Source organism: Rathayibacter sp. AY1D5, from assembly GCF_002932515.1.
In the GTDB taxonomy this organism is placed as follows: domain Bacteria; phylum Actinomycetota; class Actinomycetes; order Actinomycetales; family Microbacteriaceae; genus Rathayibacter.
In genome coordinates this window covers 1-18,403 of sequence record NZ_PSVU01000062.1, presented here as the reverse complement: position 1 = coordinate 18,403, position 18,403 = coordinate 1, and the positions used below count along the sequence as shown (strand labels likewise).

Sequence of the window (18,403 nt, the reverse complement as noted above, 5' to 3'; positions counted from 1 at the left end):
CCCGCAGCGAACGACCTGGACGCGAACGGCTCAGCAGCCCCCTCCGCTCCGCACGAGAGCATGTCGACCAAGTCGTCCGGCGACTACGGCGCGAACCAGATCCAGGTCCTCGAGGGCCTCGAGGCGGTCCGCAAGCGCCCCGGCATGTACATCGGATCCACGGGTCCGCGCGGTCTGCACCACCTGGTCTACGAGATCGTCGACAACGCCGTCGACGAGGCGCTCGCGGGCTACTGCGACAACATCGAGATCCTGATGCGCGCCGACGGAGGCGTCACCGTCTCCGACAACGGCCGCGGCATCCCGGTCGACATGCACCCGACCGAGGGCATCTCCACGGTCGAGCTGGTCCTCACCGTGCTGCACGCCGGCGGCAAGTTCGGCGGCGGCGGCTACGCGGTCTCCGGCGGCCTGCACGGCGTCGGCTCCTCCGTGGTCAACGCGCTGTCGACGCGCCTCGACGTCGAGGTCAAGCGCCAGGGCGCCGTGTACCGGATGAGCTTCACCGACGGAGTGCCGGACGCACCGCTCGAGAAGGGCGAGGCCAGCGACGAGACCGGCACGACGATCACCTTCTGGCCCAACGCCGGCATCTTCGAGACGGTCGAGTTCGATTACGAGACCCTGCGCGCGCGCTTCCAGCAGATGGCGTTCCTCAACAAGGGCCTGCGCATCGCGCTGACCGACCAGAACGAGATCGAGTTCGAGGGGGAGGGCGAGAACGAGACCGAGGGCGACCGGACCGACGTCTTCCACTACGAGAAGGGCCTCGTCGACTACGTCGAGTACATCAACTCGCTGAAGAAGTCGGACCTCGTGCACTCCGAGATCATCGACTTCGAGTCCGAGGACACCGAGCGCCGCATCTCGCTCGAGGTCGCGATGCAGTGGACCACGGCCTACACCGAGAGCGTCCACACCTACGCGAACACCATCAACACCCACGAGGGCGGCACCCACGAGGAGGGCTTCCGCGCCGCGCTGACCACTCTGGTCAACCGCTACGCGCGCGCGAACAACCTGCTCAAGGAGAAGGACGAGAACCTCTCGGGCGACGACATCCGCGAGGGCCTCACCGCCGTCGTGTCGATCAAGCTCGGCGAGCCGCAGTTCGAGGGCCAGACCAAGACGAAGCTCGGCAACACCGAGGCGAAGGCGTTCGTGCAGCGCGTGGCCGGCGAGCAGCTGGCCGACTGGTTCGACCGCAACCCGAGCCAGGCCAAGGACATCATCCGCAAGGCGATCCAGGCGGCCTCGGCCCGCATGGCGGCGCGGAAGGCGCGCGAGACCGCCCGCCGCAAGGGCCTGCTCGAGGGCGGCGGCATGCCGGGCAAGCTCAAGGACTGCCAGTCCAAGGACCCGTCTATCTCCGAGATCTTCATCGTCGAGGGCGACTCGGCGGGAGGATCCGCGGTGCAGGGCCGCAATCCCGAGACGCAGGCGATCCTCCCCCTCCGCGGCAAGATCCTCAACGTCGAGAAGGCGCGGCTCGACCGCGCTCTCGGCAACAACGAGGTCCAGGCGATGATCACGGCGTTCGGCGCCGGCATCGGCGAGGACTTCAACCCCGACAAGGCGCGGTACCACAAGATCATCCTGATGGCCGACGCCGACGTCGACGGCCAGCACATCACGACGCTGCTGCTGACGCTCCTCTTCCGCTACATGCGCCCGCTGATCGACCTCGGCTACGTCTACCTCGCGCAGCCGCCGCTGTACCGCCTCAAGTGGTCGAACTCCCCGCACGAGTACGTCTACAGCGACCGCGAGCGCGACGCCCTGATCGCGCACGGCTCGGCGACCAACAAGCGCATGCCCAAGGAGAACGGCATCCAGCGCTACAAGGGCCTCGGCGAGATGGACTACAAGGAGCTGTGGGAGACCACGATGGACCCCGCCACGCGGACCCTCCTCCAGGTCACGCTCGACGACGCGGCCGCGGCCGACGAGATCTTCTCCACCCTCATGGGCGAGGACGTCGAGTCCCGCCGCTCCTTCATCCAGAAGAATGCGAAGGACGTGCGCTTCCTCGACATCTAGTGGTCGAGGAAGCGGACGTCCTTCGAAAGACGGCGGCCGGGCGGTCCAGTGGACCGTCCTCGCGACCACCTCGGACACGTGACGGCGGCCCTCGATGGGCCGCATCCTCGACCAGAACACGACAGAGGCCGTCACCGGCCCGCACACCGACGACACACCTGACACCCAGCGCGACCGCCGCCCCCGCTCCTCCGGGGCACGGACCCACCTGAGAGACCAGAGACCATGGCAGAAGAACCCACCACCCCCACCGGCCCGGACGAGAGCGACGACATCGTCACCGAGACCGGTGTGGTGATCCACGGTCACGACAAGATCGAGCCGGTCGACCTGCAGCTCGAGATGCAGCGCTCCTACCTCGACTACGCGATGAGCGTCATCGTCGGGCGAGCCCTGCCGGAGGTGCGCGACGGCCTGAAGCCCGTGCACCGCCGCGTGATCTACGCCATGTACGACGGCGGCTACCGCCCCGACAAGGCGTTCTCGAAGTGCTCGCGCGTCGTCGGCGACGTGATGGGCCAGTTCCACCCGCACGGCGACTCCGCGATCTACGACGCGCTGGTCCGCCTGGTGCAGCCGTGGAGCCTCCGCTACCCGCTCGCGCTCGGGCAGGGCAACTTCGGCTCCCCCGGCAACGACGGCGCGGCCGCCCCCCGGTACACCGAGACCAAGATGGCGCCGCTCGCGCTCGAGATGGTCCGCGACATCGACAAGAACACCGTCGACTTCCAGGACAACTACGACGGCCGCACCCGCGAGCCGGCGATCCTGCCGGCGCGGTTCCCGAACCTGCTCGTCAACGGCTCCGTCGGCATCGCGGTCGGCATGGCGACCAACATCCCGCCGCACAACCTGCGCGAGGTCGCCGCCGGCGCCAAGTGGGCGCTCGAGAACCCCGACGCGACGCGCGAGGAGCTCCTCGAGGCGCTGCTGCAGCGGATCAAGGGACCCGACTTCCCCACCGGTGCGCAGATCCTCGGCGTCCGCGGCATCCAGGACGCGTACCGCACCGGCCGCGGCTCGATCACGATGCGCGCCGTCGTCTCCATCGAGGAGATCCAGGGCCGCACCTGCCTGGTCGTCACCGAGCTGCCGTACCAGGTGAACCCGGACAACCTGGCGATCAAGATCGCCGAGCTGGTCAAGGACGGGCGCGTCTCGGGCATCGCCGACATCCGCGACGAGACCTCCGGTCGCACCGGCCAGCGCCTCGTCGTCGTCCTCAAGCGCGACGCCGTGGCGAAGGTGGTGCTGAACAACCTCTACAAGCACACGCCGCTGCAGGAGAACTTCGGCGCGAACATGCTCGCGATCGTGGACGGCATCCCGCGCACGCTCTCGCTCGACGGCTTCATCCGCGCCTGGGTCGACCACCAGGTCGAGGTCATCGTGCGCCGCACCCAGTACCTCCTCGACGAGGCGGAGGCGCGGATCCACATCCTGCGCGGCTACCTCAAGGCGCTCGACGCGCTCGACGAGGTCATCGCCCTCATCCGCCGCTCCCCCACCGTGGAGGAGGCGCGCGACGGCCTGATGGAGCTGCTCGACATCGACGAGGTGCAGTCCCGCGCCATCCTCGACATGCAGCTGCGCCGCCTCGCGGCCCTCGAGCGCCAGAAGATCATCGACGAGCACGACCGGATCCAGGCCGAGATCGAGGACTACAAGTCGATCCTCGCGAGCCCCGAGCGTCAGCGCACGATCATCTCGGATGAGCTCGACGAGATCGTCGACCGCTTCGGCGACGATCGCCGCACCGAGATCCTCTTCGGGTTCGACGGCGACATGAGCGTCGAGGATCTGATTCCCGAGGAGGAGATGGTCGTCACCGTCACCCGCGGCGGCTACCTCAAGCGCACCCGGAGCGACTCCTACCGGGCGCAGCACCGCGGCGGCCGCGGCGTGCGCGGCGCGCAGCTGAAGGCCGACGACATCGTCGAGCACTTCTTCGTCACCACCACGCACCACTGGCTGCTGTTCTTCACGAACACCGGTCGCGTGTACCGCGCCAAGACCTACGAGCTGCAGGAGGCCGGCCGCGACGCCAAGGGCCAGCACATCGCGAACCTGCTCGCGCTCGAGCCGGGGGAGCAGATCGCGCAGATCCTCGACATCCGCGACTACGAGGCGGCCCGCTACCTCGTGCTCGCCACGCGCGACGGCCTCGTGAAGAAGACGGCCCTCTCGGAGTACGACACGAACCGCTCCGGCGGCATCATCGCGATCAAGCTGCGCGACGGCGACGAGCTCGTCTCGGCGCTCCTGGTCGAGGAGGACAGCGACGTGCTGCTGGTCTCCCGCAAGGGCATGTCGATCCGCTTCACCGCGTCCGACGAGGCGCTTCGTCCGATGGGCCGCTCCACCTCCGGAGTCCGCGGCATGTCGTTCCGCGGGGAGGACCGCCTCCTCGACGCCAACGTCGTCAGCGACGAGGGCTTCGTGTTCGTGGTCACCGAGGGCGGCTACGCCAAGCGCACCGCGGTCGACCAGTACCGCCTCCAGGGACGCGGCGGGCTGGGCATCAAGGTGGCCAAGCTGGAGGAGAAGCGCGGCGACCTCGTGGGCGCCATCATCACCGGAGAGGACGACGAGGTGCTCGTCGTGCTCGCCAGCGGCAAGGTGGTACGCTCTGCGGTGGCCGAGGTACCGGCCAAGGGTCGCGACACCATGGGAGTCGTCTTCGCACGATTCGCTGAGGACGACCGCATCATCGCACTCGCCAAGAACACCGAACGCAATCTCGACGCCCAGGACGAGGATCCCGACGCCGCGGCGCCGGCCGAGTCCGCTCCGGTGTCGGAGGAGGATGGGTCCGTAGATGAGTAGCACCGTCGCCGAGAAGCTCGCCAGGAAGTCCGCGAAGAGCCCGGCGGCGAAGCAGGTCCGCCTGAAGCTCGTCTACGTCGACTTCTGGTCGGCCGTGAAGCTCTCGTTCCTGCTGGGCCTGACGCTCGCGATCATCACGATCGTCGTCGTCTACCTGGTCTACACGGTCCTGGCCCAGACTGGCGTGTTCGACGAGGTCAACGGCCTCGTGCAGGACATCGCCGGCGCGGAGGCGTTCGACCTCAACACGATCATCTCGCTGCCGCAGGTCATGGGCTTCGCGATCGTCGTCGCGGTGCTGAACACCATCGTCACCACCGCGCTCGGCGCGATCGTGGCGTTGCTGTACAACCTCAGCGTCAAGATCACCGGCGGCCTCCTGGTGGGCTTCACCAACCAGTAGGGCGCACGGTCCGGCCGATTGGGATTCCTGCTCGATGTCGGGTAGAGTCTCCTCTGGCCATTCCGGGGGTATAGCTCAGGCGGTTAGAGCGCTTCACTGATAATGAAGAGGTCCCAGGTTCAAGTCCTGGTACCCCCACCCGGTCCGAACGGCCCGTCACCTCGCGGTGGCGGGCCGTTCGACTCTCGGAGACGGATCGCCCCGTCTCCGGCCCGGGGCCTTAGCTCAGTTGGTAGAGCGCCTGCTTTGCAAGCAGGATGTCAGGAGTTCGAATCTCCTAGGCTCCACACTTCCTCCCCTCTCGCGGGTGCTCCCAGTCGCCAGATGCGCCCATGCAGTTGTGCCGATGCAGCTCGGACGGCTCTCGAGGGTGCACGACGCAGGCACATCCTCACAGCAAGGCGCCGCGGGCCGTCCACTCGGAGCGACCACCGCATCTCCGTGCTGGGACGATAGTGTGACCGCCGTGGGGGACGCGACGGAGAAGAAGGCTCAGAGGCGCGGTCTGCGGTTCTGGGAGATCGTGGTCTACGTCATCGGCGCGGCTCTGGTCGTGCTCGGCGGTTGGGTGTGGGTTCTTCGCGCAAGCGTCGAGGGGGACCTGTCGCTTCGCTTGTCGCAACTATGGGACTCCATCGGGCTCATTTCGCTCGGTCTCGCCATGGTTGCCATCGGACTCACTCTCTCCATCCTTCGCGTGCAGAATCGCGAAGCCGCGCGAGCCGACCGCGAGACGAAGACCCGCCAGGACCAGCATGAAGAAGTGCTGAGGCGGGTCGAGGCCATCGCCGAGAGAACGCAGGTCGCCGTCAGCGAGACGGGAGTGGACGTCAAGGACATGAAGCAACTCCTCGGGTCGCAGATCGAGTCAGCTCAAGCCGCGAGCCGGTCGGAGCCGGAGCCGGATCCGGGAACGTCATCGACGACGGAGTCCGAGACTGACGCGCTCTTCGACGACCTGTCGCTCGAAGGTGTCCGCGATGGCGACATCTCGAACCTCCCGCTCGATACTCACGCTCTCGCGGACAACCGACTGCTCGAAGAGGTGAGAATGCGCGAGGGTGTCTTCTATCCTGTCGGTGCTGTTCCCATCGGCGTGCTCGCCGACATCTTCGACGGGTGGGAAGCCGCCTATCCCGAGTCGAAGGCTCAGTGGAAGGTGGGCGCGCTCGTCGGCGCGTACCGCTCGTACTCAGCGAAGGCTCTGGCCAAAGGGCGCCGGTCGTTGCAGGGCGCGCCCTGGTACGTCACCTTCCGTCCGTCGCACGACACTCTCGTCACGTACTACCTGTCGAGATCCGGTCGTCTCCGACGCGGCCAGACCGAGCGAACACCAGTCGTGAAGCGTCTGATGGGCGAAGGTGAGGATGCGCGCTGGGTGCCTCTCAATGAGGCACCCGACTTCACATGACGCGCTCACAACCGACGGCGTAGACATCAACACGACGATCGGGCGGTGGAGCCTCGGCTCAACCTCGGCTCGCACGCGAGAGGGGTGCGCCGTGCTGACGATTGAGCGGTGTCGTCGCGCATCTTCGGGGTGAGCAGACACCGACACGGGTGCGAGTACGTCGCGGCGCAGCTAGCCACTACGTCGAATCTCCTGCGCGCGACGGCTCCACCGCGAGTTCTCCGCCGTCGCCTGACCGCCGTTGGTCGCGGAGGGTCCGCGTCGGGGTCCACGAGCCGGCGGCCTCTCCTGTCGCCGACCGTGCGGTCCCCGCGATCGAGGTCGCCACTCGGACGGCCGAGCCGCACGCTCAGCGGTCCACGCAGGCGAGGCCGAGGAACTGCTGGACCGAGAGGGTCTCGGACGTGCCGTCGCGGATGTCGCCGACGATGATCTCACCGACGGAGAGCGTGTCGAACTGCTCGGCCGTGAAGACGACCGGGCGGGCGAGCACGGAGCGGTCGGTCGCGTAGGCGCCCAGCGCGAGGTCGACGCCGAGCGGGAACCGCTCGATCACCGTGTCGGCCGGCCAGACCGTGGATCCGGAGAGGTCGGTCGCGCCCAGCTGCGTGACCGGTGACGGGGAGACCCAGCGGGTGACCCTCCGCAGCCCGTCGCCGATGGTCAGGGGGGCGGAGTCGGAGGCGGCGAGGTCGAGGCCGTCGACGGACCCCGAGCACACGACGACGACGCCGAGGACCTCGCCCCGCTCGCCGCCCCGTCCGAGCCCGACCGCGGCCGTGGTCACCGGCTCCTCGGAGGCGCATCCCGAGAGCGCGAGGGCGCCGAGCAGAACGACGGTGCTCGCGAGCGCAGCGCGACGGTGCATCGGTCCTCCCGCGGCCACCCTACGCGGGCAGGGCGAGGGCCAGAGCGGCGAGAGCCTGCGGAAGGGAGGGAGCGCCCTCCGCCCGGAAGACCACCTCTCCGGCCGTGTCCCGCACGACGACGGTGGGGGTCGAGCGGACACCGGCGGCCTCGGCCTCGACGGGGTGGTAGGCCACGTCGCGCTCGCGGATCTCGGCGGCGGGGACGAGCTCCGCGGCACGCTCCAGCACCGAGCGCGCGGCATGGCAGGCGCCGCAGAAGGCGGAGGTGTAGAGCTCGACGATCACGACGAAGGGAACGCCGGGGCGCGGCCGGGGATTCCCGGGCACCGTCAGCGGAGGAGCCAGGCCTCGTTCATGGTGAGGGCCGCGTCGACGAGCTCGACGCGCTCCAGCTCCTCGACGTCGCTCAGGGGGAACCAGGCGGCGGCGTCCGTGGAGCCGTCCACCTCGTGCGTGAGCTCGCCGCCCACGATGCGGGCGCGGTACACGACGCGGATGGCGTGCAGGGGGCCGGCCTCGGGATCGCTGCGGCGGTGCGCGGGGATCACGTGCGAGTCCACGCCGATGAGGGCCTCGAGCTCGGCACGGTAGCCCGTCTCCTCGAAGATCTCGCGGACCGCGGCGTCGGCGGGCGACTCGCCCTCGTCGATCCCGCCGCCCGGAAGCGTCCAGGCCGACCAGGGGCCCTGGCTCCAGTGCGCGAGCAGCATCCGCTCACCGTCGATGATCACGCCGTACGCGGCGACCCGGATGTCCACCGCAGAAGCCTAACCCGGGCATGCGAAGGAGCCGGACCCCCTGAGGGGCCCGGCTCCAGCGACGAGAACGTCAGGAAGCGGTCGAGGCCGCGTTCTGCGCGGCGCTCTGCGGCTCGTCCTCGGCGACCCACAGCTCGTCGTCGGCGCGGAACGTCTGCCAGACGGCGTAGCCGATGCCGCCGACGGCGACCAGCGCGGCGCCGATCGCGAAGACCGTGCCGACCTTGTTCTTCTTCTTCGGGGGAGTGGTGAGCTCCTCCCAGCGCGCCTTCGAGATCTCGGCGAGCTTCGCGCGGTTCTTCGAGTCCTTGGCAGCCTCGAAGGCGGCGGCGGCCGTGCCACCGACAGCGGCGAAGGTCGGGACGACCTTGTGCTTGTAGGCGTGGCGGGCCGAGGAGTACGTGCCCTCGACGGCCGAGACGCCGTTGTCGTAGACCGGCTTGACGCGCGAGTCGTACGTGTCCTTGACGAAGGGGACGAGCTCCTTCTTGGCGTACTTCGACGCGTGGCGGCGGCTCTTCTCGAGCACGGAGGCCGCGTGCGCCAGCACCTCCTGCTGCTCGCCCCAGACCGCCTCGGCGTTCTTGCGAAGACGCTTGAGGTCCTTCTTGTGCTTACGTGACAGACCCATGTTGGTCCTCCATCGGCTACGAGCAGCGAACGCCTCAATACTGCCACTCATCGATCGGCGTCCGCATCGCGCACCCAGCGCATTGACACCGGGCGTTGCAGGGGCCTACAGACGCGCTGTGCGAGAATCCGAGCATGCCTTTGCACACCGCAGTCGCGACGTTCCACACCAACAAGGGCGACATCGTCGTCAACCTCTACGGGAACCACGCTCCCAAGACGGTCCGCAACTTCGTCGGTCTCGCGACCGGCGACATCGAGTGGACCCACCCCGCCACGGGTGCGAAGACCAAGGAGCCGCTCTACAACGGCACCGTCTTCCACCGCATCATCCCCGACTTCATGCTCCAGGGCGGCGACCCGCTCGGTCAGGGCATCGGCGGCCCGGGGTACCAGTTCGACGACGAGATCAACTCGGAGCTCGACTTCACCCAGCCCTACATCCTCGCGATGGCGAACGCCGGCAAGCAGGCGGGCCGCGGCACCAACGGCTCGCAGTTCTTCATCACCGTGGCGCCGACCACCTGGCTCCAGGGCAAGCACACCATCTTCGGCGCCGTCGCCGACGAGGAGTCGAAGAAGCTCGTGCAGTCGCTCTCGGCTGTTCCCACCGACGGCCGTGACAAGCCGCTCGAGGACGTCGTGATCGAGAGCGTCGAGATCACCGAGGTCTGATCGCCTCATCCACCACTCATTCGAGGGCCGGGTCCGTCAGGGCCCGGCCCTCGTTCTCCCCGGAGGCACGTCCGTGACCCAGGTCCCGCCGAGCAGCACCTACTCCTGCTACCGACACCCCGACCGGCAGAGCTTCGTGCGCTGCCAGCGGTGCGGCCGCACCATCTGCGGCGAGTGCCAGACTCCCGCTCCGGTCGGAGTGATCTGCCCGGACGACATGGCGCAGCAGCGCGCCACCGCGCCGCGCACCCGCGGTCCCCTCCTCTCCCGCGTGCGGGCCATGACCCGCGCCGACCAGCCGACGGTGACCTATGCGATCATCGCGCTCTGCATCGTGCTGTGGATCGTCGAGATCCTCCCCTTCGTCGGCGGGCCGGCGGTCAACGCGCTCCTGTACGCCCCCGCCTACACGCTCCCCGGCTTCGGCGCCGGCTTCGAGCCGTGGCGGATGCTCACCTCGGTGTTCCTCCACAGCACGTCGCTCTTCATCGTCATCCCGTTCCACCTGGTGCTGAACATGTACACGCTGTGGGTGTTCGGCATGGTGCTCGAGCGGATGCTGGGCCGCGGGCGGTACCTCACCCTCTTCCTCCTGAGCGGTTTCGCCGGGTCGGTGGGCGTCCTGCTCCTCGCGAACCCGCTGACCCCGGTGATCGGCGCCTCCGGTGCGATATTCGGGCTGATGGGCGCGTACCTGGTGATCCTCCGGCACCTGGGCGGTCAGGCGTCGCAGCTGCTGGTGCTGGTCGGACTGAACCTCGTCATCGGCTTCCTGCCCGGGATGAACGTGGCGTGGCAGGCGCACGTCGGCGGTCTGGTGGCCGGCGCGCTCATCGGGCTGGTCTTCACGAAGACCCGGCAGCGCGCCCAGCGGCGCACGCAGAACCTCCTCGTCGGGCTCATCGGAGTCGGACTGGTGGCGATCACCGCGGGCGCCTACGTCCTCGGCTGATCCCGTCCCCTCCCGCAGCGGCGGGTCCGGCAGTGCCTCGCGCACTCCCGGACCCGCCGCTTCGTCGTTCCCGCGGCGACCGTCTCCACCGCTGTCCACAGGTGCTCTCAACAGGTGGGGAGGAAGTTATCCACAGAGTTGTTAACACTGGGGAGAACGTCCCGGGTGTCCTCCTCGGGAGGACGATCCGGGGACGGCGGCGCGTCCGAGAACCGGCGGGCTGGTGCCGATCGGGGCCCTCCGCGCCTCGAGCAGGCCAGCGCGGCGGAGACCGCGGAGTTCTCCACAGGAGATTCCACAGCTGGGGATAATTACAGCGGTGTAGTTCTCCGGCGGACGGCCACCAGGGCCGTCGCCTCACGGTCGTCGTCGCGGTGCAGCGCGGTGGCGAACCCGGCCGCCTGGAACGCGGAGGCACTCGCCGCGGCCTGATCCGCGCCGACCTCGATCACGACGACGCCGTGGGGTGCGAGCCACGCTCCCGCCTCCTGAGCGATGCGGCGGTGCAGGGCGAGCCCGTCCGACCCGCCGTCGAGCGTGAGCATCGGCTCGTGCACCCGGGCCTCCGGCGGCATGAGCGCGATCGCCGCGGTGGGGACGTAGGGGGCGTTGACGACCACGACGTCGATCCGCCCGCGCTCACTCCGGGGGAGCGCGTCGAAGAGGTCGCCCTCGTGGACGTCGGCGCGGCCTGCGAGCGTGCGGCGCGCGCAGGCGACGGCGGCGGGGGAGAGGTCGGCCGCGAGCAGGCGGACGTCCGGCCGCTCCTCGGAGATCGACCGGGCGAGGGCGCCGGATCCGCAGCAGAGGTCGAGCACCACCGCGCCGTCCGGGAGGACCTCCAGGGCGCAGTCGACCAGCCACTCGGTGCGCACGCGGGGCACGAAGACGCCGGGTGCGACGGGGACGCGCAGGCCGCGGAAGGCGACCCAGCCGAGGATCTGCTCGAGGGGCTCGCCCGTCTCGCGGCGGCGGAGCAGCAGCTCGAGGTCGGAGGAGGAGCCGGCGGCCTCCTCGAGCAGGCCCGCCTCCTCCTCGGCGAAGACGCAGCCGGCGGCGCGCAGACGCTCCACCGACGACGAACGCCCCGTCGGCGGACCGGACGGGGCGTCGTTCACGACTGGGGGAGGCTCAGCGCCAGCGCGTCGTCATCAGGAAGCCGATGAACGCGATGCCGAAGCCGATCAGGATGTTGAGGTTGCCGAGATCGGGGATCGGCAGGGTGCCCTGGCTCACGTAGAAGACGATGATCCAGGCGAGTCCGAGCAGCATGAAGCCGAACATCACCGGCTTGAACCAGACCGGATTCGGTGCGTTCTCGCCGGTCCGGGCCTCGTCGCGCTCGGGCTTCGGGCTCTTCGTCGCTCGTGCCATGCTGACCACTGTACCGGGCGGAGGCTCCGGGCCGGGAGCGCCAGGGCTGCGCGGGTGCTGTGCGGACTCGCGCAGCGGCCGGTGCGGGCGCTCGAGTGATCCCATCGGGCCTCCTCAGGCGGCGATTCTGGAGGGCTCTCCACAGGTCCGGATCGTGCGCCACAGCCGGTCACGGCTCGCGCCTAGACTCGTCGCATGACCGCCCAGAACCCCGACGGGGCGGCTCTGCGGCCGCGAGCGAAGCGACGGAGGGCCCGCCCGGTCCGACGACTCTCGTTCTTCGGAGTCGTCGGTGAGCTCCTGATGACCGCCGGCGTCCTGGTCCTGCTCTTCCTGGCCTGGCAGCTCTGGTGGAACGACGCGGTGATCGCGGGCCGGCAGACGACGCAGGCCGCGGAGCTCCGCGAGACCTGGGGCGACTCCTCTCCGGCACCGCAGCCGACCGAGGCCGCCCCGGCGGAGCCGGTCGTCGCGTCGGTCGCCGCCCTCGACACCTCCTTCGGCAACCTCTACATCCCGCGCTACGGCGAGGGGTGGGTGCGCACGATCGCCGAGGGCATCGACGCCGAGAACGTGCTCGACGAGGGGAGCATCGGCCACTACCCCGGGACGCAGATGCCCGGCCAGGCCGGCAACTTCGCGCTCGCCGCGCACCGCAGCGCGTACGGCGGAGGCATGCACCTGATCGACGAGCTCCAGCTCGGCGACCCGATCTACATCGAGACGGCGGACGGCTGGTACACCTACCGCTTCCGCAATCTCGAGTACGTCCAGCCCTCCGACGTCCAGGTGATCGACCCGGTTCCGTGGACTCCGGACGCGGCTCCGACCGATCGCCTGATCACGCTGACGAGCTGCAACCCGCTCTACTCGACGGCCGAGCGGATCATCGCGTACGGCGTCTTCGACTCGTTCCAGCCTCGGTCCGCGGGCGCCCCCGCCGAGATCGCCGCCTCGCTGGCTCAGGAGGGCTGACCGTGTATGCAGCGCTGTGGCGGCTCCTGCCCGGGCCGTGGTGGGTCCGGCTCCTGATCGTCCTCGTCCTCGTCGCGGCGGTCCTGGTCGCGCTCGACGAGTGGGTGTTCCCCTGGGTGCAGTCGCTCGTGCTCGACCGGAACGTGACCGTCGGCTCGTGACCGCCGGCGCGGCCCCGCGGATCCTGGTCGTCGACCACCACGACAGCTTCGTCTTCACGCTCGTCTCGTACCTCCGCGAGCTCGGTGCCGAGGTCGACGTGGTCGAGGGCGACGATCTCGGGACGACGGCGCTCCTGGCTCGCGCGGAGGAGGCGGACGGAGTCCTGGTCTCACCCGGGCCGGGCCGTCCCGGGGACGTCCCCGCGTCGACGGCGCTCGTGCAGCGGGCGGAGGCGACCGGGCGGCCGCTGCTCGGAGTCTGCCTCGGCCACCAGGTGCTCGCCCACGCTCTCGGCGCCCGCGTCACGGAGGCGCCGGAGCTGCTGCACGGCCGGACGTCCGCGGTCCTCCACGACGGAGATCCGCTCTTCGACGGCCTGCCCTCCGGATTCGCCGCGATGCGGTACCACTCGCTCGCGGTCGACGGTGAGAGCCTTCCCGAGGAGCTGCGGGTGACGGCGCGGACACCGGAGGGAGTGGTCATGGCCGTCCGGCACCGGAGTGCTCCGCTCGTGGGCGTGCAGTTCCATCCGGAGTCGGTCCTCACCGAGGGCGGGCGGCGCCTTCTCGAGAACTGGCTGCGCGAGGTGACGTCGATCCGGTCGTCCGTATCGGCCGACGACACGCCCGGACTCTCGATCCCGGCTCGGTGAGGCGGAATTCGCCGGGCTTATCGGGCTCGTTATCGAGTCGAGAGCATTGAGAATGATCAGCGACCACCGTCCCCCGAACGGGGATGCCGCCCTGAGTGCGTTCTCACGTAGAAATCCGCCATCTGACGGCTAAATGACGGTGGGCGGAGGAGAAAGCCGAGACAGGGTATGAGCGTGACCTTGTCCACCCCCTTGCGCACCCCCCGATCAGGTGGCGGGATTTGACGGGCTCCCGGCGGAGGATGCGGCCCCTTTTCCCTGCATAATCAGAGGGCGCCGACAGGGGGTCGGCGCCGCAGAAGAGAAGTCCGGGGGGACCTCATGGTCGCATCGATCTCCTGGGCTTTCTCGGGAATCCGAGAACTCGAGAATCTCGGTCCGCGCATCGTCGTCAAACCCGGCACCGTTCCGAGCATCACCGGTTCGGGATTCGGCACCGCCGATCTGAGCGTCGTGCTGATGACGGTCTCGCCGTTGCGCGTCCTCCGCGGGACGTGGCCGGCCGACGACACCTCCTTCCTCACCTTCAGCTTCCTCATCGACGGCTTCGTGCGCATGGTCGCCCCGGACCGAACGGTGCTGCTGCGTCCGGGCTCGATCTCGTACCAGCAGGGGACGACGACGTTCACGACCGAGTCGACGACTCCGGCCACGATCCTCCACCTCTCACTGCGCGCCGACGAGATGCGCCGCTACGGTTTCGACACTTCCGCCCCGGTCTACGCGCTCGATCCCGACGCCCGGTCCACCCGCGCCGCGTACGCCTTCACGACCGCCTTCGCCCTCGCGGCGGAGTCGGGGACGGGGCTGCCCGGCGAGGGCGAGGTCACCGGCTTCGCCCACGTTGTCAAGCAGCTCCTCACCAGCGCGTTCCTCGCAGCGGCGAGCTCGCAGCCCGGCACCACGAGCGTCCGGGCCGCCACGCTCGGACGCGCGCGCACGGTCATCGACCGGACGCACCGCACGCCGCGCTGCACCCCGGAGGCGGTGGCCGACGCGGTCAACGTGTCCACCCGCTCCCTCCAGCGGCTCTTCGAGGACGCGGGCACCACGGTCGCGAGCGAGATCGAGCGCTCCCGGGTCGCCAGCGCCGTGGAGCTCCTGCGCCGCCGCCCGCGGGAGGTCCCGCTCGAGGCGATCGCCGCCGCGTCCGGATTCTCCTCGGCGGACCACCTCCGCCGTGCGCTCAAGCGCCGCGAGGGGCTCACCCCGAGCGACATCCGCGGCAGGATCGCACGCCCCGCGGACGGATCGGCAGCCGGCGAGGTCGTGCGGCTCCAGCCCCCGCTCGCCGACGCACGCCGGGCGTAGCGGTTCACCTCGGGGCAGTCGGCCCCGTGGAGCATCGAACCCGACGAGCGACGTCCGGACGAGCCCTTCTCGGCGCGCAGAGCAGCGGCCCGGCCTCCACCGGGCACCGTCGGCCGACGCCGCAGCCGCAGCGGGCTGCAGGCCGGCTCAGCCCGCGCAGTAGCCGAGCTGGACGGTCGATCCCTGCGGGACGTCGCCCGGAGCCAGGGACTGGGTCGTGATGGGCGGGTTCGCCCGGGTCGCGTCGCAGGTCTCGTCCGGAACCTCGACCCCCACGAGCTGCAGCTTCTCGGAGGCGAGGGTGGCCAGTGCGCTGCTGAGGGACGTCCCGACGAGGTCGGGGAGCGTGACCTGGCCGGAGGAGACGGTGAGGTCGACCGGCGTACCCGGGGCGACCTGTTGTCCCGCTCCGGGGGAGGCGGAGAGCACGACGTCGCGCGGGACGGTCGGCGAGTTCTCGCGGGTCTGGGAGCCCTCGACGAAGCCGACGGCGGTGAGCGCGTCGATGGCCTCGGCGAGGCTCTGCCCGACGGTGTCCGGCACGGCGACGGGCTGCGGGCCCTGGGACACGACGATGCGGATGACCGTCTCGGGTGCGACGATCGTGCCCGAGCCCGGATCCGTGCGGATCACCTCGCCCTCGGGGACGGTCGAGCTGTACTCCGCGACCTGGCTCGGCACGAGATCGAGCTCGGTCAGGGTCGACTGGGCGCTGTCGTAGGTGGTCTCGGTAAGGGTGGGGACCTCGCGCGACTGCGACGGCAGCGTCGACGCGGGCTGGAGCGTCAGCACCCAGATCACGAGTGCGGCGACGATCACGGCCAGCACGACGATCGAGGACCAGATCCAGAGGACCGGCGGGCGGCGCTGGGTGCGGACGATCGAGTTGTCCTCGGCCAGCTGGCGGAGGGCGAGCTCGGAGTCGTTGACTCCGCCCTGGCTGCGGGCCGCGAAGAGCGAGGTGGTCAGCTCGTCGATCGGGCGGTGGTCGGGGAGGCGTCCCGCGGCGGCGTCGCGCAGGTCGTCACGGAACTCCGCAGCTCCCTGGAAGCGCTCGTAGCGGTCCTTCGAGAGTGCTCGGGCGACGACCGCGTCGAGTGCCGGGGTGACGGCCGGGTTGATGGAGCTCGGCGCCGGCGGCGTCTCGCTGACGTGCTGGTAGGCGACGGCCACCGGGGTGTCGCCGCGGAAGGGCGCACGGCCGGTGAGGAGCTCGAAGAGCACGATGCCGGCGGAGTAGAGGTCGCTGCGGGCGTCGACCTGCTCGCCCTTCGCCTGCTCGGGGGAGAAGTAGGCCGCGGTGCCGAGGATCGCCGTGGTCTGAGCGACCGTGGCGGCGGAGTCGGAGACGGCGCGGGCGATCCCGAAGTCCATCACCTTCACCTGGCCCGACGGGGTCAGCATGATGTTGCCGGGCTTGATGTCGCGGTGGACGACACCTGCGCGGTGCGAGTACTCGAGGGCGGTGAGGATGCCCTCCGTGATGCGGACGGCCTCGTCCACGTCGAGGGGGCCCTCGGCGATCAGGTCCTTGAGGAGGCGGCCCTCGATGTGCTCCATGACGATGAAGGGCCGGCGCGACTCGGCGCCGTTGTCGTCGAGCGAGACCTCCTCGCCCGCGTCGAAGACCCGGACGATCGTGGGGTGCGACATGCGCGACGCGGACTGCGCCTCCTGGCGGAACCGCAGGCGGAAGGCGGAGTCGGAGGAGAGGGAGAGCTTCAGCTCCTTGATGGCGACGGTGCGGCCGAGCCGGGTGTCGGTGCCGAGGTACACCTCGGACATCCCGCCGCGGCCGAGCCGGGGCCCGACCTGGTACCGTCCCGCGATCAGGCGACCCTCATCCGTCACGCGCACGCTCCCGCCCTGTACTTCCGTGTGGTGCGGCCCCGAGGAGCCACGGCAAGTGTACCTATGGGCCCCTGGTGTTCCGGGCGGGGGCGCGACGCGACGGCCGCGAGGCGCCGGGCCGGAGCGGTGCCCCGACCCGGCGCGCCGCCGCTACTCGGAGGGGGTGGACGTCGAGGTGGCCTTCGAGGTGGGGGTCGGCGCCGGGGTCGGAGCCGGCTCCTCGACGGTGACGGAGAGGGTGGGCGAGGCCGCCGACTCCGACTCGCCGCAGAGCACGGTGTACGTGACGTCGATCGTGCCGGCCGTGGTGCCGGCCTGGATCGTCGCGGTCGTCGAGTTCGACGGGTTGGTGCTCGTCACGCTCGCGCCCTCACCGGTCGCGGTCACCCGGTAACCGCTCACGGAGGTTCCGCTCGGGCACTGGTTGTAGTTGCTCCAGGTGACGTTGAACGTCGCGCCCGCCTCGACGCTGGAGGCGGCGGGGGTGACGGTCGGCACGGCGGTCGGTGCGTCCGGGGTCGCGACCTCGGTGAAGACGGAGACCTCGATGGTCGTGCCCTTCACCACGTTCGCGGTGGGGTTCACGTCCTCGACGAGTCCGACCTGCTCGGCGGTGGGGGCGCTCGGGCCGTCCGCGCGCCGGACGCCCATGCCCAGGGCCTCGAGCTCGGTCTCGACGTCGTCGAAGGAGCGCCCGACGTAGTCGGCCTTGTCGATGACCACCGTGTTCGAGGTCGGCGTCGGCGTGGGGCTCGGAGTCTCGGACGGCGTCGGCGACGGGGCCGTGCTGGTCGTCGCGGTGGGGGAGGCGGCCGGGTCGCTGCTCCCGCCGGTCGTCAGAGCGAAGATCGTGCCCGCGATGACGACGGCGAGGATCACGATGAGGGCGATCAGCGGCCAGGTCCAGGGGCTGCGCCTGCGCGGCTCCTCGGCCGGCTCGAGCGGCTCCTCGATCGGCACGAACGGAGCGGCGGCCGCGGCCGCGGGCGCGCCGGAGGGCAGCACCGTGGTCGCCTGCGTCGCGCCCTGGTTGGAGGGGAGGACCGTGGTCGCCTGCGTCGCGGGAAGGTCGCTGAGGACCGCGGGGACGGCCAGCGCCGCTCCGCGCACGTCGCCCGAGCGCAGCGCCTGGGCCGCCCGCGCGAGGTGCGCGGCGGTGGCGGGGCGGTCGGCCGGCTTCTTGGCGATGCAGGAGTAGACGAGGTTGCGCACCGGCTCCGCGACCGTGACCGGCAGCTCCGGCGGGGTGTCGTTGATCTGCGCCATCGCGATGGCGACCTGCGACTCGCCCGTGAAGGGGCGGCGCCCGGCCAGGCACTCGTACGCGACGATGCCCAGCGAGTAGATGTCGGTGGCGGGGGAGGCGGGCTGGCCGCTCGCCTGCTCCGGGGACAGGTACTGGACCGTGCCCATGACCTGGCCGGTCGCCGTCAGCGGGACCTGGTCGGCGATGCGCGCGATGCCGAAGTCGGTGATCTTGACGCGGCCGTCCGGCGTGATGAGCAGGTTGCCCG

The 18,403-nt window shown here is 70.1% G+C and carries 18 protein-coding genes and 2 tRNA genes; 12 read left to right on the top strand and 8 right to left on the bottom strand.

The window, feature by feature from the left end; translation table 11 throughout:
* The first annotated feature begins 60 nt into the window (after positions 1-60).
* From gyrB to C5C82_RS15245, 6 genes are all read left to right on the top strand, one after another.
* Complete coding sequence (gene gyrB, locus C5C82_RS15270) at positions 61-2,040, top strand: DNA topoisomerase (ATP-hydrolyzing) subunit B (protein ID WP_104355305.1); 1,980 nt, start codon at positions 61-63, stop codon at positions 2,038-2,040.
* A gap of 225 nt (positions 2,041-2,265) precedes the next feature.
* Positions 2,266-4,866: a DNA gyrase subunit A gene (gene gyrA / locus C5C82_RS15265; protein WP_104222674.1), complete on the top strand. Its 2,601-nt coding sequence runs from the start codon at positions 2,266-2,268 to the stop codon at positions 4,864-4,866.
* Entirely contained in the window at positions 4,859-5,269 is a 411-nt protein-coding gene (locus C5C82_RS15260; protein ID WP_104222673.1) for a DUF3566 domain-containing protein, read from the top strand. The genes gyrA and C5C82_RS15260 overlap by 8 nt, the downstream gene beginning before the upstream one ends.
* A gap of 64 nt (positions 5,270-5,333) precedes the next feature.
* Positions 5,334-5,407, top strand: a tRNA-Ile gene (locus C5C82_RS15255).
* Positions 5,408-5,483: 76 nt separating this feature from the next.
* Positions 5,484-5,556, top strand: a tRNA-Ala gene (locus C5C82_RS15250).
* Positions 5,557-5,735: 179 nt separating this feature from the next.
* Positions 5,736-6,680 carry a hypothetical protein gene (locus C5C82_RS15245; RefSeq protein ID WP_146079262.1) on the top strand — a complete coding sequence of 315 codons (945 nt, stop codon included), beginning with the start codon at positions 5,736-5,738 and terminating at the stop codon, positions 6,678-6,680.
* Between the two features lie 349 nt (positions 6,681-7,029).
* Here the strand turns inward: C5C82_RS15245 and C5C82_RS15240 are convergent, their stop codons facing one another.
* The 4 genes from C5C82_RS15240 to C5C82_RS15225 all read right to left on the bottom strand — a co-directional run bounded on the left by C5C82_RS15240 (position 7,030) and on the right by C5C82_RS15225 (position 8,938).
* Positions 7,030-7,548, bottom strand: a complete 519-nt coding sequence (locus C5C82_RS15240) for a hypothetical protein (RefSeq protein WP_104222672.1) — start codon at positions 7,546-7,548, stop codon at positions 7,030-7,032.
* A 19-nt stretch (positions 7,549-7,567) separates the two neighbouring features.
* Entirely contained in the window at positions 7,568-7,876 is a 309-nt protein-coding gene (locus C5C82_RS15235; RefSeq protein WP_258063857.1) for a thioredoxin family protein, read from the bottom strand.
* A gap of 2 nt (positions 7,877-7,878) precedes the next feature.
* A complete protein-coding gene (locus tag C5C82_RS15230) occupies positions 7,879-8,307 on the bottom strand; it encodes an NUDIX hydrolase (RefSeq protein ID WP_104222671.1) in 429 nt (142 codons plus the stop codon).
* A 70-nt stretch (positions 8,308-8,377) separates the two neighbouring features.
* Positions 8,378-8,938: a hypothetical protein gene (locus C5C82_RS15225; protein WP_104255643.1), complete on the bottom strand. Its 561-nt coding sequence runs from the start codon at positions 8,936-8,938 to the stop codon at positions 8,378-8,380.
* Positions 8,939-9,072: 134 nt separating this feature from the next.
* Between C5C82_RS15225 and C5C82_RS15220 the strand changes: the two genes are divergently transcribed.
* Together C5C82_RS15220 and C5C82_RS15215 are read left to right on the top strand one after the other, a co-directional pair.
* On the top strand, positions 9,073-9,612 hold the full coding sequence (locus C5C82_RS15220) for a peptidylprolyl isomerase (RefSeq protein WP_104222669.1): 540 nt from the start codon (positions 9,073-9,075) through the stop codon (positions 9,610-9,612).
* 73 nt (positions 9,613-9,685) lie between these two features.
* Positions 9,686-10,564, top strand: coding sequence for a rhomboid family intramembrane serine protease (locus C5C82_RS15215; RefSeq protein WP_104222668.1), 879 nt, complete (start codon positions 9,686-9,688; stop codon positions 10,562-10,564).
* Between the two features lie 311 nt (positions 10,565-10,875).
* Here the strand turns inward: C5C82_RS15215 and C5C82_RS15210 are convergent, their stop codons facing one another.
* Both C5C82_RS15210 and C5C82_RS15205 read right to left on the bottom strand, forming a co-directional pair.
* A complete protein-coding gene (locus C5C82_RS15210) occupies positions 10,876-11,682 on the bottom strand; it encodes a putative protein N(5)-glutamine methyltransferase (protein WP_181134457.1) in 807 nt (268 codons plus the stop codon).
* Positions 11,683-11,695: 13 nt separating this feature from the next.
* The gene (locus C5C82_RS15205; protein ID WP_104222667.1) at positions 11,696-11,938 is read right to left on the bottom strand and encodes a cell division protein CrgA; all 243 of its coding nucleotides are present in this window, start codon (positions 11,936-11,938) and stop codon (positions 11,696-11,698) included.
* Between the two features lie 195 nt (positions 11,939-12,133).
* Between C5C82_RS15205 and C5C82_RS15200 the strand changes: the two genes are divergently transcribed.
* From C5C82_RS15200 to C5C82_RS15190, 4 genes are all read left to right on the top strand, one after another.
* Positions 12,134-12,913, top strand: coding sequence for a class E sortase (locus C5C82_RS15200; protein WP_104232997.1), 780 nt, complete (start codon positions 12,134-12,136; stop codon positions 12,911-12,913).
* 2 nt (positions 12,914-12,915) lie between these two features.
* Positions 12,916-13,074 (top strand): hypothetical protein, encoded by a 159-nt coding sequence (locus C5C82_RS17675; RefSeq protein WP_167299010.1) that lies wholly within the window; start codon positions 12,916-12,918, stop codon positions 13,072-13,074.
* Positions 13,071-13,727: an aminodeoxychorismate/anthranilate synthase component II gene (locus C5C82_RS15195; protein ID WP_104257946.1), complete on the top strand. Its 657-nt coding sequence runs from the start codon at positions 13,071-13,073 to the stop codon at positions 13,725-13,727. The genes C5C82_RS17675 and C5C82_RS15195 overlap by 4 nt, the downstream gene beginning before the upstream one ends.
* 321 nt (positions 13,728-14,048) lie before the next feature.
* Positions 14,049-15,038 (top strand): helix-turn-helix domain-containing protein, encoded by a 990-nt coding sequence (locus C5C82_RS15190; RefSeq protein ID WP_104222664.1) that lies wholly within the window; start codon positions 14,049-14,051, stop codon positions 15,036-15,038.
* A gap of 147 nt (positions 15,039-15,185) precedes the next feature.
* On the opposite strand, the gene pknB is transcribed toward C5C82_RS15190, so the two are convergent.
* A complete protein-coding gene (gene pknB, locus C5C82_RS15185; RefSeq protein WP_104355304.1) occupies positions 15,186-16,889 on the bottom strand; it encodes a Stk1 family PASTA domain-containing Ser/Thr kinase in 1,704 nt (567 codons plus the stop codon).
* Positions 16,890-17,039: 150 nt separating this feature from the next.
* Positions 17,040-18,403 (bottom strand): protein kinase (locus C5C82_RS15180; RefSeq protein ID WP_104274120.1); only part of this gene is annotated, 1,364 nt, incomplete at its 5' end.

What these genes read in the sequence shown, in the direction of transcription:
- gyrB (WP_104355305.1), top strand. Translation starts at nt 61, where the DNA reads ATGTCGACCAAGTCGTCCGGCGACTACGGCGCGAACCAGATCCAGGTC.
- gyrA (WP_104222674.1), top strand. Translation starts at nt 2,266, where the DNA reads ATGGCAGAAGAACCCACCACCCCCACCGGCCCGGACGAGAGCGACGAC.
- C5C82_RS15260 (WP_104222673.1), top strand. Translation starts at nt 4,859, where the DNA reads ATGAGTAGCACCGTCGCCGAGAAGCTCGCCAGGAAGTCCGCGAAGAGC.
- C5C82_RS15240 (WP_104222672.1), bottom strand. Translation starts at nt 7,548, where the DNA reads ATGCACCGTCGCGCTGCGCTCGCGAGCACCGTCGTTCTGCTCGGCGCC.
- C5C82_RS15225 (WP_104255643.1), bottom strand. Translation starts at nt 8,938, where the DNA reads ATGGGTCTGTCACGTAAGCACAAGAAGGACCTCAAGCGTCTTCGCAAG.
- C5C82_RS15220 (WP_104222669.1), top strand. Translation starts at nt 9,073, where the DNA reads ATGCCTTTGCACACCGCAGTCGCGACGTTCCACACCAACAAGGGCGAC.
- C5C82_RS15205 (WP_104222667.1), bottom strand. Translation starts at nt 11,938, where the DNA reads ATGGCACGAGCGACGAAGAGCCCGAAGCCCGAGCGCGACGAGGCCCGG.
- C5C82_RS15200 (WP_104232997.1), top strand. Translation starts at nt 12,134, where the DNA reads ATGACCGCCCAGAACCCCGACGGGGCGGCTCTGCGGCCGCGAGCGAAG.
- C5C82_RS15190 (WP_104222664.1), top strand. Translation starts at nt 14,049, where the DNA reads ATGGTCGCATCGATCTCCTGGGCTTTCTCGGGAATCCGAGAACTCGAG.